Source organism: Mucilaginibacter paludis DSM 18603 (assembly GCF_000166195.2).
GTDB lineage: Bacteria > Bacteroidota > Bacteroidia > Sphingobacteriales > Sphingobacteriaceae > Mucilaginibacter > Mucilaginibacter paludis.
In genome coordinates this window covers 7,620,666-7,636,603 of record NZ_CM001403.1, presented here as the reverse complement: position 1 = coordinate 7,636,603, position 15,938 = coordinate 7,620,666, and the positions used below count along the sequence as shown (strand labels likewise).

At 46.3% G+C, this 15,938-nt stretch carries 11 protein-coding genes; all 11 read left to right on the top strand.

Annotation, left to right across the window (positions count from 1 at the left end):
* Window positions 1-2: 2 nt before the first annotated feature.
* The 11 genes from MUCPA_RS32395 to MUCPA_RS32340 all read left to right on the top strand — a co-directional run bounded on the left by MUCPA_RS32395 (window position 3) and on the right by MUCPA_RS32340 (window position 15,722).
* Window positions 3-1,151, top strand: a complete 1,149-nt coding sequence (locus MUCPA_RS32395) for a CaiB/BaiF CoA transferase family protein (RefSeq protein WP_008512460.1) — start codon at window positions 3-5, stop codon at window positions 1,149-1,151.
* Window positions 1,141-3,459, top strand: a complete 2,319-nt coding sequence (locus MUCPA_RS39100) for an extracellular solute-binding protein (RefSeq protein ID WP_008512458.1) — start codon at window positions 1,141-1,143, stop codon at window positions 3,457-3,459. Before MUCPA_RS32395 ends, MUCPA_RS39100 begins: the two co-directional genes overlap by 11 nt.
* Window positions 3,460-3,976: 517 nt before the next feature.
* On the top strand, window positions 3,977-4,423 hold the full coding sequence (locus tag MUCPA_RS32380; protein WP_008512456.1) for a MaoC family dehydratase: 447 nt from the start codon (window positions 3,977-3,979) through the stop codon (window positions 4,421-4,423).
* 3 nt (window positions 4,424-4,426) lie between these two features.
* Window positions 4,427-5,731, top strand: a complete 1,305-nt coding sequence (fucP, locus tag MUCPA_RS32375) for an L-fucose:H+ symporter permease (protein ID WP_008512454.1) — start codon at window positions 4,427-4,429, stop codon at window positions 5,729-5,731.
* A gap of 5 nt (window positions 5,732-5,736) precedes the next feature.
* Window positions 5,737-6,981, top strand: a complete 1,245-nt coding sequence (locus tag MUCPA_RS32370; RefSeq protein ID WP_008512453.1) for a ribulose-bisphosphate carboxylase large subunit family protein — start codon at window positions 5,737-5,739, stop codon at window positions 6,979-6,981.
* Window positions 6,982-7,019: 38 nt separating this feature from the next.
* Window positions 7,020-8,414, top strand: a complete 1,395-nt coding sequence (locus MUCPA_RS32365) for a four-carbon acid sugar kinase family protein (protein ID WP_008512451.1) — start codon at window positions 7,020-7,022, stop codon at window positions 8,412-8,414.
* Window positions 8,415-8,425: 11 nt separating this feature from the next.
* Window positions 8,426-9,085, top strand: coding sequence for an aspartate/glutamate racemase family protein (locus MUCPA_RS32360; RefSeq protein ID WP_008512449.1), 660 nt, complete (start codon window positions 8,426-8,428; stop codon window positions 9,083-9,085).
* Between the two features lie 11 nt (window positions 9,086-9,096).
* Complete coding sequence (locus tag MUCPA_RS32355) at window positions 9,097-10,413, top strand: bile acid:sodium symporter family protein (protein ID WP_008512447.1); 1,317 nt, start codon at window positions 9,097-9,099, stop codon at window positions 10,411-10,413.
* A gap of 221 nt (window positions 10,414-10,634) precedes the next feature.
* The gene (locus MUCPA_RS32350; protein WP_008512445.1) at window positions 10,635-11,801 is read left to right on the top strand and encodes a metallophosphoesterase family protein; all 1,167 of its coding nucleotides are present in this window, start codon (window positions 10,635-10,637) and stop codon (window positions 11,799-11,801) included.
* Window positions 11,802-12,047: 246 nt separating this feature from the next.
* Window positions 12,048-13,214, top strand: coding sequence for a PepSY-associated TM helix domain-containing protein (locus tag MUCPA_RS32345; RefSeq protein WP_050982191.1), 1,167 nt, complete (start codon window positions 12,048-12,050; stop codon window positions 13,212-13,214).
* Window positions 13,215-13,340: 126 nt separating this feature from the next.
* On the top strand, window positions 13,341-15,722 hold the full coding sequence (locus MUCPA_RS32340; RefSeq protein ID WP_008512441.1) for a TonB-dependent receptor: 2,382 nt from the start codon (window positions 13,341-13,343) through the stop codon (window positions 15,720-15,722).
* Window positions 15,723-15,938 lie beyond the last annotated feature (216 nt).

The following is a 15,938-nucleotide window of genomic DNA, read 5'->3' as shown; positions in this document are numbered from 1 at the left end:
CGATGAGACCATTAGAAGATTATTTGATCATCGATTTTAGTCAGTTCCTTTCGGGGCCTTCGGCGGCATTGAAATTGGCCGATATGGGCGCCCGAGTAATAAAAATAGAGAAGCCGGATACCGGCGACATCTGCCGTCATTTGTATACCTCAAATGTGATTATGAATGGCGAATCCTCAGTTTTCCATGCCATTAACCGCAATAAAGAAAGTTTTTCAGCAGATATTAAAGACGACCACGACAGGCAGCAAATTTGGGACCTGGTTAAGCAGGCCGATGTGGTGATGCATAATTTTCGTCCCGGTGTGATGGAACGATTGGGCTTTGATTACCAAAGTGTATACAGCGTAAACCCATCGGTAATATATGGTGAAATATCAGGCTATGGCAATGAAGGGCCCTGGAAGGATAATCCCGGTCAGGATCTGTTATTGCAATCGTTAAGCGGTTTAACCTGGCTAAGCGGCAATGCAGGCGGCCCTGTGCCTATGGGGCTTTCCATTATTGATATGTTAGCGGGTAATCACCTGGCGCAAGGTCTATTGGCTTGCCTGTTCCGTCGTACCATTAGCGGCGAAGGCGCGTTGGTACAGGTGAGCATGCTCGAGTCGGCTTTTGATTTTCAGTTTGAGGCTATTACCACTTATTATTATGATGGCAAACTGCCCGAGCGTTCGCAAAAAAACAACGCGCATGCCTATCTGGGGGCACCTTATGGTATCTACCAAACTGCTAACGGCTTTATTGCTTTGGCTATGGGGTCTATCCCGCAATTGGGCACGCTGCTGGGTTGTGACCCTCTTTTGGTTTATACCGATGTAGCATCAGCCTTTCATCTTAGGGATGAAATCAAAGCTATCTTGGCTAATCATTTATTAACCGGAACCACAGAGCAATGGCTGGGTATTTTGCAGAAAGCGGATATCTGGTGCGCCGATGTATTAACCTGGGACACACTGATGCAGCATGATGGCTTTAAAGCTTTGAATATGCTGCAGCAAGTTGAAATGAGCGATGGCTTTACCTATCGTACCACCCGCTGCCCTATCAGTATCGACGGAGAATTATTAACATCGGCAAAGGGCTCGCCAAAGCTTGGTGAAGACAATGCCGCCATTATAAACGATTTGATAACCAGGCATGAGCACTAACACCATCAGGATAGCGGTTAGAAAGTTTGGGCCGTTTGAGAGCGCTCTGCAAAAAATGTGGGATAGCTTTTGCGCTGCAACCGGCTGCAACTTAAAGGCAGAGATGGTGCCTATGGATTTGGACGACCTGCACCTGGCTATTTTAAAACAGGGTGGCTTAAAAAATGGCGACTGGGATATTGCGCACCTGGTTACCGACTGGCTTTACGAAGCCTGGAGCTCAGGCGCACTTGAGGATTTGCAGCCTTACATTACCCAAAAGCCACCGGAAGATTTTCCGTTGGGCTGGAGCAATTCATTACTGGATATGCAGAAGTTTGGCACATCCATAGCCGGGCTGCCCTTCCACGATGGGCCGGAATGTTTAATTTACCGCAAGGATTTGTTTGCTGATGTAAGCGAGATTAGAAACTTCCACGAGCAATTTGGCAAACCATTGGCAGTACCCCAAACCTGGGATGATTTTAAAACCGTGGCCCGCTTTTTCCACCGGCCGGAGCAAAACCTGTACGGCTCTGTTTTCGCCGGTTTTCCGGATGGGCACAATACCGTTTTTGATTTTTGCCTGCAATTGTGGACACGCGGCGGCAATTTAACCGATGCCAACAGCCGTGTTAATATCGATACGCTGGCCGCCACAGATGGATTAACATTTTACCGCGATATTTTACGGGATCAAACAGCAGTGCATCCTAACGCGATGCAGTATGAATCCGTGCAAACCGGCATGGCCTTCGCCCGCGGTGAAGCTGCTATGATGGTGAACTGGTTCGGCTTTGCGTCCATGTGCGAAGTGATTGAAGAATCGAAGGTTAAGGGACTGGTTGATATAGCGCCGGTCCCTTTTAACTCCGGAAACGAATCTGCTTCGCTTAATGTATACTGGCTGTACACCATAGGCTCCGGCAGCAGACATAAACAAGCTGCTTATGATTTTATACGCTTTGCAACCACCGTAGCCAACGATAAGCTATTGACCTTAGAGGGCGGCATAGGTTGCCGCATTTCCACCTGGACCGATGGCGGCGTAAACGCTATCATCCCCTACTACCATAAACTGGAAACTTTGCACCGCTCGGCACGCTCGCTGCCGCAAAAAGATAACTGGACCCTGATAGCTAAAATAATTGACGAGGTTGTTTTACAGGCCATCCACAGCGATATACCCGTTAAACGACTCCTTAAAGAAGGACAACATCAAATAAACCTGATTGATAAACGAACGCCACAAACCATGCAGATACCCTATAAACCCATATTGCCTCAAACGCCTGTACCCATTGTGATTGTTGGAGCAGGCGGAATTGTGGGCGATGCCCATTTACCCGCCTATAAAAAAGCTGGTTTCAATGTGATTGGCATTACCAACCGTACCAGGACCAAAGCCGAAAACCTGGCCATCCAATTTGATATCCCCAACGTTTACAATACTATTGCCGAGGCTGTGGCCAACTCGCCTGCCAATACGGTATACGATGTTACCATTATGCCCGATCAATTTGTGGAAACGCTGGAACAATTGCCCGATGGTGCGGGTGTGTTAATCCAAAAGCCGATGGGCGATTACTTTTGGCAAAGCAAAGAGATTTTAGAAGTTTGCCGCCGTAAAAAACTGGCAGCGGCCATCAATTGCCAGCTACGCTTTGCTCCTTTTGTAAGTGCGGCCCGCTATATGGTTGAGCAGGGCCTGATAGGCGAATTGTATGATATGGAAGTACGGGTTACTTTGGAAACCCCCTGGCATTTGTTTCCGCATGTGATGGTGCATCCACGTTTGGAGATACAATACCACAGCATCCACTACATCGATTTGATGCGCTCGTTTTTAGGCGATCCGCAGAGTGTGATGGCTAAAACATTGAAACACCCGGCCAAAAAACTGTCCTCATCGCGGTCAACTATATTATTCGATTATGGCGATACCATGCACGCTGTGATCAATACCAACCACGATCACTCCTTCGGGCCGCATAACCAGGAAAGTTTTATTAAGTGGGAAGGCACCAAAGGCGCCATTAAAGCGCGCATGGGTTTATTGATGGACTACCCGCACGGCGTACCCGATAAGTTTGAATATTGTATAGTAGAAGAAGGCAAAGCACCCGAATGGAAAGAAATTGAATTGGAAGGCTCCTGGTTCCCGGATGCTTTTATTGGCACCATGTCGAGCCTGATGCGTTATAAACTCGGCGAAACCGATGTATTGCCAACCAGTGTAGAAGATGTAATTAAAACCATGGCTGTGGTAGAGAGCGCTTATATTTCGAGCGATAATGGTGGCGTAGTAGTGGCTGAACGGTTTGTTTGATGTGGCTGGCATGTTGAAGATAGTGCAGAGCTCCCCCCGCATCATCGTCATTGCGAGGAGGTACGACGAAGCAATCTCTATGCTATACAGGGCGAATATGCAGAGCGGCTCTGCTACTATGTCATTGAGGTACGAAGCAATCGCGAACTATGCAGGACGAACATGCCCCTGTGCGATTGCTTCGTACCTCGCAATAACATAGGTCATAACAGGGACATATCCCCACGTTAGGGATTGCAGCGGAAAGCCCGGAATGAGCGATAGCGAATGAGGACTTGGAGCGTAAAGCCCGGCCGAAGGCAACGCCCAAAACAGGAATGAATATATAGTATAAATGAAATTATACGCCCCACTGAATGAATTGAGTTAAACGGCAATGAACCATCCAAACCTTTACCATATTATGCAAAGCGGCTTGAAAGTTAAAATATAAAGCAAAACAAGAGCTAATTAGACTTAACTCATTAAAAAACAAACATTAACAACATTTAAATAGATTAAAACATTAAATAAAAACATGTATTTTAAATCGACTTTTTTTGAGGATTATACCATTGGCGATAAGCGGGTAACCTTTGGCCGCACCATTACCGAAACCGATTTTGTGGTTCATGCCGGGCATACCGGCGATTTTTTTCCGCACCATATGGATGCCGAATGGTGCAAAACGCAACCGTTTAAACAACGGATAGCGCATGGCACGATGATATTCAGCATTGGCATTGGCTTAACCGCATCGGAGATAAACCCGGAGGCCTTTTCTAAAGGGTACGATAAGCTGCGCTTTGTGAAGCCTGTTTTTATTAATGATACGATACACTCCGAGATCACGATATCAGAAAAAGCTGAGGCCAAAAAGCCCGAATATGGTACGGTTACAGAACATGTGGAAATTATTAATCAGCATGGCGAAGTGGTAGTGGTATGCGACCATTTACTGTTGGTTAAAAAAAACGGGTTATAAACGATGGCCAACATAAGCAATAGCGCGGAAAGCGCTGCAATTGACGAATCGGAATTGAAGGGCAAGTCGTTGCTGTTACCCTTTATTTTGGTGTGCAGCCTGTTTTTTTTGTGGGGCATAGCGCATAATCTCGATTCTATATTAATTCCGCACCTCAAGAAGGCGTGTCAGCTTAATAACCGCCAATCTACCTACATTGATATGGCTGTATTTTTTGCCTACTTTGTAATGGCAATACCTGCCGGTATGCTGCTGAAAAAGTTCGGCTATAAAAACAGCATTATTATTGGCCTGGTACTTTTTGCCTGCGGTGCCTTGTTGTTTGTGCCTGCGGCTAACACTTTGGGCTACGGTATATTTATAGTGGGCCTGTTTATTATTGGCTGTGGACTGGCCACTTTAGAAACAGCGGCTAACCCTTATGCGGCTGTTTTAGGCGATCCGGCAAAGTCTACCAACCGTTTAAACCTGGCGGCCTCGTTCAACGGACTGGCGGCAGTGGTAGCGCCTTATATCGGCACACACTTTATCCTTTCGGGAAAGGAATATACTAAAGACCAGATGGCGGCCATGACGGACAGTTACCGGATGAGCTATTTATTGCATGAAGCTTCGGCGGTAAAGCTACCCTATATTATTTTAGCCTGCATCCTGATTGCGGTGGCCGTTACCTTTTGCTTTATCCATTTTCCGGAAATAAAAAATATATCAAAAGAAGCAACTACCGGTGGCAACTTCTTTGGTGCATTAAAACACAGGCATCTGTCGTGGGCTGTTGTTGCGCAGTTTTTTTATGTGGGCGCGCAGGTTTGTGTAACCAGCTTTTTTATACGAATGGCCAAGCAAGGCGCCGGATTTGACGAAATACTGGCCGGTAATTACCTGATTGCCTACGGTTTGTTATTTACCGCCGGCAGATTTGCAGGTACGTTTTTTTTACGTTTTACCTCGTCCAACAAATTGCTTACCATTTATGCCATTATATCCGTGCTGCTTTGCGGCGTAGCCATTTTAGGCAAAGGCGCATATGTGGTTTATTGCCTGGGCGCTATCGGCTTTTTTATGTCGATCATGTTCCCTACCATTTTCGCGCTGGGTATTGACGGTATTGGCGATGATACCAAGCCCGGTTCGTCATGGTTGGTGATGTCGATTGTGGGGGGCGCCATCATACCTTATGTGATGGCTACGGTAATTGATTTAAACGGCGACAACATTCAAACCGGGTATATAGTGCCGCTGATTTGTTTTGTAGTGGTGCTTTATTTTGGCATGAGCGGTTATAAAATCAAAAAGCAATTGATTTAAATGATATGGAAAGAATTACAGCAAAATATTACATAGAAACACCTTACGCGGTGGAAAAAGCGGTCCAGGTTTTAGCGGGCGAGCAGTCGTCGGGCACGTTTGTGGCCGTTCCGGGCGAGACAGAAGAGTTAAAGCAACGCTTTGCAGCCAGGGTAGAAAACATTGAACCTTTGGAATCGGTAACGCAGCCTGCCATACCGGGCGCGGTGGCCCAGCAGGGCTTATATCACCGGGCCAATATCGAGGTATCTTGGTCGGTAGAGAACTTTGGCTATAACCTGCCGGTGCTGGTATCAACCTTACAGGGTAATTTATACGAGCTTACGCAATTTACCGGCTTAAAGCTGATGGATATTGACTTGCCCCCTTCCTACAGCGATCATTTTGTTGGGCCGCGTTTCGGAATCAATGGCTCGCGCAAAAGTACAAACGTTACGGGCAGGCCGCTCATTGGTACCATTATTAAACCAAGCATCGGCATGACGCCCGAACAAACAGCCGCTTTGGCTAAAACCCTGGCCGAAGCGGGCATCGATTTTATTAAGGACGATGAACTACTCTCATCTGCGGCCAACTCTAAATTTGAAGACCGGGTTGATGCCATTATGCGGGTGGTTAATAACCACGCCGATAAAACCGGCAAAAAAGTAATGTATGCCTTTAACATTAGTGATGAGGTGGATAGCATGCTGCACCGCTACGAGTATATTTTGAAAGCGGGAGGCACCTGTGCAATGATCAGCGTAAACAGCGTGGGTTTATCGGGCACCAAAAAAGTTTGCGACCAGGGTGAACTGGTGATCCACGGGCACCGCAACGGCTGGGGGATGCTTAACCGCCACCCCCTATTGGGCATTGAATTTCCGGCTTATCAAAAGCTATGGCGACTGGCGGGGGTAGATCAACTGCATGTAAACGGCATCCAGAATAAGTTCTGGGAATCGGACGATTCTGTGGTCCGGTCTATCGAAGCGTGCTTAAAGCCGATGTTTGACGGCGAAACGGTATTGCCTGTAGTATCATCCGGCCAATGGGGCGGCCAGGCTTTTGAAACTTACCGCCGAACCCAAACTACTGATTTGCTGTATATGGCTGGCGGCGGGATTATGGCGCATCCTGATGGGCCTGGTGGTGGCGTGGTAGCCCTGCAACAGGCCTGGGAAGGTGCCGTAAATGGTTTGAGTATGCAGGAAGCAGCCGGGCAGTATCCTGAGTTTGCAAAATCGGTAGAGAAATTTGGTGGGAAGTGATCACACAGTTGTTTATTTTTTAAAAGGATAAATTAATCATGGCCAACCAAACCGAATTGCTATTAGCTTACTACGGTGACGATTTTACCGGATCGACAGACGCGCTGGAGTTTTTGAGCCGTGCCGGTATTAAAACGGTGTTGTTTATTGCTCCCCCTACTCCGGCTCAGTTAGCACGATATGAGGGTTTGCAGGCGATAGGCGTTGCCGGCATGAGCCGCTCTATGCCGCCAGCCGAAATGGAGCGTGAACTGATACCCGCCTTTAAAGCACTGAAAAACCTTGGTGCCGCGCATGTACACTATAAGGTCTGCTCCACGTTTGATTCTTCGCCACAGATCGGCAGCATTGGTAAAGCCATTGATGTGGCTACCGACATTTTTAAGGCTCCGTTTGTGCCCTTATTGGTAGCCGCACCCGCTTTAGGCCGCTACTGCACCTTTGGCAATTTATTTGCCCGTATGGGGATAGGTAGCCAGGGCGATATCTACAGGCTTGACAGGCACCCTTCTATGAGCAGACACCCGGTAACGCCTGCCCATGAAAGCGACCTGCGATTGCACCTGGCCAAGCAAACGTCAAAAAGTATTGGCCTGGTTGATGTACTAACCATTGCCTCAGATAAGCAGCAGCGGCAACAGAAATTGCAAACGGAGCTTGACAAGGGTAAGCAAATTATTTTGTTTGACGCCCTGTATGACGATCATTTATTAACTATTGCCCAACTCATTAACCAATATGCCACCGCGTCTCAGCCGCTTTTTTCGGTAGGATCATCGGGTATTGAGATGGCTTTGGGGAAATACTGGACAGAACAGGGCTTAGCAAAACCCAAACAGGAGTGGCAGCCCTCAGGAAAAGCCTACGGTATGCTGGTGGTGTCGGGCAGTTGTTCGCCGGTAACGGCTCAACAAATTGAATATGCCGAAGCTCATGGTTTTGCCGCTATCGCGATTGATACCGCTGCCATTGCCAAATCCACTTTAATTGAAGTTGAAACCTATATTCTTCAGTCAGTTGAACTGATGCAACAAGGCATCCCGGTTATTGTGCACACCAGCCTTGGCCCCAACGACCACCGGATTGAAGATACTTACCAGGCCTTCATCAAACAGGGGTTAAACGAAGATGATATCCGCACCAAAACGGCAAAGCTTTACGGCGAAACATTGGGTTTAATAGCCATCGGCGTAGCCAAAAAGGGTTTATTAAAACGGCTGGTTATTGCCGGAGGCGATACCTCAAGCTTTGTGGCGCGTGCGATGGGTATCGAGGCGGTTGAAATGATAGCCCCGGTTTCACCGGGTGCGCCTTTGTGTAAGGTGCATGCGCCAAACTCTGCTGCTCACGGTATCGAAATTAATTTTAAAGGCGGGCAGGTAGGCAGCGATAATTATTTTGAAACTGTTTTAAACGGACAAACAACGACATAAATACTAAAAACATGAAAGCAAAAACATTAGGATTGATCCATACATCAGCTACGCTGATACCTATATTTCAACAACTGTGTAAAGAGTATTTACCGGGTGTAACTACTTTTAATATTGTGGACGACAGCCTGGTTAGAAACATCCGCGAACGCGGAGAGCTTACCCCGGCCATCAGCAAACGTGTGGCCGACTATGTATCATCGGCTGAAGACTCTGGCGCAGATTATATTTTGGTGACCTGTTCATCCATCGGCGCTGCCGTTGAAGCCGCTGCTGAAACAGCCAAGGTGCCCGTGTTGCGGGTTGACCAGCCCATGGCCGACCTGGCCGTTCAAACAGGTAAACGTATCGGTGTGATTGCTACCCTATCAACTACCTTAGAGCCTACCAGCGATTTGGTGCAGCGCCGTGCAGCACTTGCCGGGAAAGAAATTGAATTGACATCACAAGTATGCGAAGGCGCCTTTGAGGCATTGATGGCCGGTGATAGCGCTAAACATGATGAATTGGTAGCCGATGTGCTTCGCCACCTCTCCAAAAAAGTCGACGTGATCTTACTGGCCCAGGCATCAATGGCACGTGTTGTGGATACGCTTAGCGAAGAAGATAAAATTGTACCTATTGTGGCAAGCCCGCCAAACGCCATAAAATACCTGGCATCCATTTTATAAAAACTGCACCAATGAAGCTATTGCAAAAGTTTTGTCTCGTTATCAGCGGATTATCGTTTATTGGCCTTTTGGCAGGTTTGCTACTGACCGATATAACCATTTGGCAAGCTGCTGCCGTAAGCCTTGCGGTAAGTTTTGCAATAGGCATTGGCGCGTTAAATGCCTTAAAAAACTACCAGTATACTGCCTGGATCATCGTGGCTGTAGTAGCAGCTATGGTTTACCCGCATGCTTTTTTAAAATGGGGTGCTATCGACCTGCGCAATAAATGGCTCATCCTCATTATTGTACAAATGGTGATGTTTGGTATGGGGATACAGATGAGCATCCGCGATTTTTCGGGCCTGGCCAGTACCGGCAAAGGTGTACTGATTGGCCTGGCCTGCCATTTTTCGGTGATGCCACTGATGGGCTTTTTGCTTACCAGGCTGTTCCATTTTGAACCGGAGATAGCCGCCGGGATTATCCTGATCGGCTCCTGCTCCAGCGGCCTGGCATCCAATGTGATGGTTTACCTGGCACGGGCCAACCTGGTATTATCGGTAACGGTTACTGCTATGGCTACCTTGGCAGCCCCGTTTTTAACGCCATTACTGATGCGCCTGCTGGCTGGTACGCTCATTGAAGTAAAGTTTGTATCGATGATGATGGAGATCATCAAAATAGTGATTGTGCCTATCGGCGCGGCTTTTCTGCACGATTATTTAAAAAACGCACCAGCCAAAGGCAAACGCAATACCTATATTGTTTTTGTTGCCTGTATCATCTGGCTTATTTGCCTGCCTTATGGTTTATGGCAATGGTTCAGTATACACTTATCTGCACCTGCCCTGCAATCTGCCGAGGTGTTTAACTTTTTTACCGGGGCCTTTGTGGTAGGCACGGTTTATCATCAGTTGTATGTGAGATACCGGCAGATTGATCAGTATATCCCCTACCTATCTATGTTCGGCATCGTTTATTTTACCACGGTTACTACAGCGGCCGGGCGCGATAACCTGTTGCACGTAGGGTTGTTGTTATTTTTAGCATCGGTACTGCATAACGGGGCTGGTTATTTCTTCGGATACTGGCTCAGCCGCTTATTTAAGCTCGATAAAAATTCGGCACGTACCATCGCTTTCGAAGTTGGTTTGCAAAACGGCGGCATGGCATCTGGCCTTGCAGGTACCATGGGCAAGCTGGCTACGGTTGGTTTGGCCGCTGCGGTGTTTAGCCCCTGGATGAATATTTCGGGCTCCATCCTGGCTAACTATTGGAGGCGCTATCCGGCAGGTGATCAAACTTTACTGGATGAGGATAAGCTACCAACTCAATCAGAAAAGTAGTATCATAAAATATTGATATGCATTAGCTTAATTACTATTTCATTAATTAATGCTACGATGGCCGATCATCCGCATGGCTTAATACTTATCACCGTATTTTTAAATTTACAAGGCAAAGCATATTAAATTCAGGTTACGGTTGTGTTATTTAATTTAACACAGCGCTATACTTCAAAATTTATACAGATTTGAACTCCTTAATTTGCAGAAAATTCAATTTCATGCTCATAACTAAAGCCGCGTTCACTAAATTACATTGTGTTTTATTGTTGCTTTTCTTGTTTCGGCAGACTGCGCTATGCCAAGGCAAAAATGATGGCGCGGTAATCAACTTTGTTTATTCATCCGATGCGCATTACGGCATAAGCCGTGCCGACTTTCGTGGCGATACCAATGTAGCCGCTTATAAAGTTAACGCCGCCATGATCAGGCAGATGAATACCCTTCCCGAGCTGACGCTACCTAACGGAGAACTCGTTAAGGCGGTAGATTATTTAGTGCAAACCGGCGACGTGGCCAACCGCATGGAGTACCCCATACAAAGCGCGGCTCAATCGTGGAAGCAATTTGAGCACGATTATGTGCAAAGCATCACCTTAAAAGGTCACGACGGAAAACCCGCTAAGTTATTATGCGTACCGGGGAATCATGATATATCCAACGCTATTGGTTATCCTAAGCCGCTTAAACCGCTAACTGATCCAACTATCATGGTGAACATGTATAACCAGATGGTGAAGCCTAAAAAAGCATTAACCAATCAAACTTATAATTACCAAACGGATAAAGTTAATTATTCACTGAATATCAAAGGTGTGCATCTGATGTTTATTACCCTTTGGCCCGATTCGGCCGAAAGGATCTGGATGCAAAAAGATCTGGATACGGTTGCCCGTAACACTCCGGTTATCATTTTTACGCACGACCAACCTACCTGCGAGGCCAAGCATTTTACAAACCCTGTGCCGCCATACCAGATGAAGCCCGGAAATAAATTTGAAAACCTGACTGCTGAGCATTATAAAGAAGGTGTGACCGCAGCAGCCGATGGCGGTTCTACGGAAATAGAACAGCGTGGCTGGGTAAAGTTTCTGAAATTACACCCCAACATTATGGCTTATTTTCATGGCAACAGCAACTGGAACGAATTTTACGTTTATCATGGCCCGGACAATGACGTTAAATTGAATGTGTTCCGGGTAGATTCACCCATGAAAGGCAAATATTCCGCCAAAGATGAAACCAAGCTCTCCTTTCAGCTGATATCGCTCAATACAAATAAGCAAACGCTTACCGTAAGCGAATGTTTGTGGAATACCGAACCCCAAAATCCCTCGCAAAAGGTAATCATCGGCCAAACTGCTACTGTGTCGATTAAAGTACCGTGATAATAACCCGGAATGGCCGACGTTTTTCGGTCTACAAAGAAAAGTGGTTTGCCATCTGCGGAAGCAGCCAACTACCATCATGGATAACGGCGTTATACATTTTCTACTATTGCCCGAAATAAACAATCAAAAACTTGAATCTTATTTGGATTAAGTCTAATTTAGTTGCAAAATACCACTAATGTAATAATTAAGGATATACTTTGGTGCTGGCGACAAAACCATAGCGGAAACATTAAAACTGATATGCAAGGAAAATTAAAAAAGGCCACAGGCTGGCTGCATTTATGGCTGGGTTTGGTTACTGGTGCCATTTTAATTATTGTGGCGCTTACCGGTAGTCTGCTAACCTTTGAGGATGAACTTGAAACGTTGCTTTTCCGCCATGACCACGTGGTTACCATCGAGCCCAACCAGCGTTTACCTGTAGATAGCCTGATTAAAATAGCACAAGCCAGCTTCCCGGAAAAAAAGGTGAGCCGGGTAACAATACCGGCGGAAGCAGACCGTAGCGTAGAGATCCGTATGGGGATAAAAGGCGAATCAAAAGGCGCTAAAGTACTTTTTATCAATCCATATAATGGCTTAATACTTTACCAAGGCGACTACAGCCAGCGCTTTTTTCAGCAGGTGCGCAACCTGCACCGTTACCTGCTGTTAGGCAGCACTGGTAAAATAATTACAGGTATTTCATGCTCCATTACTTTATTTATGGTAATCAGCGGGTTAATTATCTGGTGGCCGGCCAATAAAAAAGCGATTAAGCAACGCTTCCGCATCAAATGGAATGCATCGGGCAAAAGGCTCACGTGGGACTTACATGCGGTATCGGGCTTCTATGTTTCGATCATTTTGCTGCTGATCACGCTGACAGGGTTGATCTGGAGTTATGACTGGCCCGAAAAACTGATATTCCGCCTGACCGACGGAACGGTTGAAAAGGAAGCTAAAATTAAAAATGCATCCAAGGGAAAGCAGGCTAATGCCGGTATCTATCAGCAAATGCTCAACCAAACAGATCAGCTTTACCCCTACCGCGGCGAGCTTTTAATGGCCATACCACCTAAGGCCACGTTAGCGGTAACTGTGCAAAAAGAAGATGCTAACCATACCATTACCACCAGTAATGCAGCCTTTTTTGATAGTAAAACGGGGGCTATGCTTAAAAAACAACCTTATCAAAACCTAAGTACGGGAACAAAAATCCGTAAAATGATGTTGCCCGTCCATACCGGCAGCTTATTAGGCTGGCCCACTAAATTATTATACCTGCTGGTAAGCTTGTTTACAGCCAGCTTACCTGTTACCGGCTTACTGATCTGGCTAAACAGAAAGAAAAAAGGAAGCGCTGCCCGCGCTAAAAAACGTCACCCGGTGTTAACAAAAAAGAAAGCCGCGTATACACCGGTGTAACAATAAACCGGGTTACAAACCTGCATCAAGAAAAATTTTCATCGATTTCTTTCATTTAATTAGACTTATTATAAATAATAATTAGTTTTGTGGCATCAAGTCATGTCTAAATTCTGATTATTTTTGATGAAATCTTTATCTGCCATTCTGTTCAATCTTTTCTTAATTTGCTCTATCAGCGCATTCTCACAAACCACGGGGAACATCAGCGGGAAAATAACTTTGGTAAACGGCGAACCTTATGCCTCGGCATCAGCAACCCTGGTTGAAACTTTAAAGACCACCCTTACCGACATCAAAGGCAATTATTATTTTTATAACTTGGCGCCGGGAACTTACCATGTTAAAATACAGGTATTGGGAGCGGCACAACAGGTTTTGGAAGTTAACGTAATTGCCGGACAAACAGCCATGGCCGATTACCAATTCGCCAAAGAAAACGTGCAGGCTTTACAAGAAGTAACCATTGCTTCCAATACCAACAAGTTTGCAAAAAAAGAAAGCATCTATATTGCCAGGCTACCCTTAAAAAACCTCGAAAACCCGCAAGTATATAATTCAGTATCCAAGGAACTGATCCAGGAGCAGATGGCGGTTGACCTGGGAAGCATTTCAAAAAATGTGCCGGGTGCGGGTATCCCGATGATAGCCAACCAGGGGCGGGTAACTTTTCGCTCACGCGGATTTGAAACTGAGCCCAATGCCCGCAACGGTGTTGCTGGTGCAGCCTTTTCCACCATCGATCCGGCTAACCTGGAGCGCATAGAAGCCATTAAAGGCCCATCGGCCACATTATTCGGTACCAGCGTATCCAGCAGCTATGGCGGTTTGTATAATCGCGTTACCAAAAAACCTTACAATGGCTTTGGTGGCGAGGTGGCTTATTTTGGCGGCAGCTGGAACTTCAACCGCTTTGCGCTCGACCTTAATACACCTATCAATGCCGATAAAACCGCACTATTCCGTATCAACGCCGCTACATCGTTCGAAAAAAGTTTCCAGGACCAGGGTTTCACCAACAGTTTAAGCATAGCGCCCAGTTTCTCGTATCAGGTTACCGACAGGCTTGCCCTATTGGTTGATATAGAGTTCGGACAGGCCAAAGGCACATCGGTGGTCCGTTTTAACCCCTATACAGGCGGCGCGGCCAGAACACTATCTATTGCCAATATGGGCTTTCCTTATAACAAAACTTTTTTTGGCAACGATATCACTTATGATACCCAGATGCTGAACTTTTTTATCCAGCTAAATTATAAGATCTCTGAAAGCTGGACCTCGCAAAGTATCGTTTCGCGGGCGCGCTCTTCCATCGGTGGCTACATTACCGCGCTTAACGGCCGCAGCGATACCGAAATTAGTCCGCAGGCAATTGTTGGTTCAACAGCTTTCATCGCTACCGACCTGCAACAAAACTTTATCGGCGATTTTAAAATAGGCAGTTTCCGTAACAGGATGGTGGTTGGATTGGATTACTACAACAACTCGAACGATTTTGACCGCGTAACGGTTAACCTGCCCAAGGTTAGCTTTGTAAACACGCCGTCCACCTACAGGGTTAGCCGTTTTAAAATCGATTCGCTATCCAGCACCGGAACTTTGCGTAAAGAAAAAAATGGCGACGACACTTACGCTGCTTACGTATCCGACGTTTTTAATGTAACCAGTCAGTTATCCGCTATGTTGAGCCTCCGGGTAGACCGTTATCAAAATAACGGTGTGTACAATATTTCTACCGGCCAAACATCGGGTGGACTAAGTAATACCGGCGTACAAACCGGCCCTTTTGGCCAAACCTCCCTGTCGCAAAAAATGGGATTGGTATACGAGGTATTCCAAGATCGCCTTTCGTTGTTTGGCAATTACCTCAATGGTTTTTTCAACAAAAGTGGCGTAACATCAGATGGAAGCGCGCTGAAGCCGGAACACGCCAATCAACTGGAATTTGGCCTGAAGGGCGACGTATTTAACCACAAATTAGCAGGCACCATTAGTTACTACGATATCAGGGTGGCCAACTCAACCCGGCCAGACCCTGCTAACACCCTCAACTACCTGGTACAGGACGGAACCCAGGTGAGTAAAGGTGTAGAGGTAGATGTAACAGCCAACCCCTTTTCGGGCTTCAACATCGTGGCGGGCTATGCTTACAACTATAGCTTGTATACCAATGCCGATGCTACCGTAAATGGCTTACGCCCCGCTTTATCGGGCCCGCCTAAAACTGTTAATTTCTGGGCAAGTTACCGCATTCCCCAGGGCGACCTGAAAGGCCTGGGCGCAGGTTTCGGCGGAAACTATGGCACATCATCGTTCCAAACCAATACCCAAACGGTTAAAATCATTATCCCGTCTTATACTTTATTGGATGCTACTGTATTTTACGATCAGCCTAAATTTCGCATCGGCTTTAAGGTGGATAACCTCACCAACCAGAAGGCCTGGTCGGTACGTTTAACCCCGCAAGCCCCGGCCAGGTTTATCGGCAGCCTGAGTTTAAAGTTTTAAGGGCGTCAGCAAATTAAACGATGAGAATTGAAGTTAAAAAACATGAATGATACCATATTGGTCAATAAATACTAATTATTGCTAATAATATGTCAAAATTTCATAACGCCTATACCCTATCTAAGTGTAAATTTGTGCATAAACCGATCAATTTCCTTTTCACATGCTAAGCCCACGCTGATATCACTTGCGCTTATGCGGTTAGGGGCATTGATG

What these genes read in the sequence shown, in the direction of transcription:
- MUCPA_RS32395 (WP_008512460.1), top strand. Translation starts at nt 3, where the DNA reads ATGAGACCATTAGAAGATTATTTGATCATCGATTTTAGTCAGTTCCTT.
- MUCPA_RS39100 (WP_008512458.1), top strand. Translation starts at nt 1,141, where the DNA reads ATGAGCACTAACACCATCAGGATAGCGGTTAGAAAGTTTGGGCCGTTT.
- MUCPA_RS32380 (WP_008512456.1), top strand. Translation starts at nt 3,977, where the DNA reads ATGTATTTTAAATCGACTTTTTTTGAGGATTATACCATTGGCGATAAG.
- fucP (WP_008512454.1), top strand. Translation starts at nt 4,427, where the DNA reads ATGGCCAACATAAGCAATAGCGCGGAAAGCGCTGCAATTGACGAATCG.
- MUCPA_RS32370 (WP_008512453.1), top strand. Translation starts at nt 5,737, where the DNA reads ATGGAAAGAATTACAGCAAAATATTACATAGAAACACCTTACGCGGTG.
- MUCPA_RS32365 (WP_008512451.1), top strand. Translation starts at nt 7,020, where the DNA reads ATGGCCAACCAAACCGAATTGCTATTAGCTTACTACGGTGACGATTTT.
- MUCPA_RS32360 (WP_008512449.1), top strand. Translation starts at nt 8,426, where the DNA reads ATGAAAGCAAAAACATTAGGATTGATCCATACATCAGCTACGCTGATA.
- MUCPA_RS32355 (WP_008512447.1), top strand. Translation starts at nt 9,097, where the DNA reads ATGAAGCTATTGCAAAAGTTTTGTCTCGTTATCAGCGGATTATCGTTT.
- MUCPA_RS32350 (WP_008512445.1), top strand. Translation starts at nt 10,635, where the DNA reads ATGCTCATAACTAAAGCCGCGTTCACTAAATTACATTGTGTTTTATTG.
- MUCPA_RS32345 (WP_050982191.1), top strand. Translation starts at nt 12,048, where the DNA reads ATGCAAGGAAAATTAAAAAAGGCCACAGGCTGGCTGCATTTATGGCTG.
- MUCPA_RS32340 (WP_008512441.1), top strand. Translation starts at nt 13,341, where the DNA reads ATGAAATCTTTATCTGCCATTCTGTTCAATCTTTTCTTAATTTGCTCT.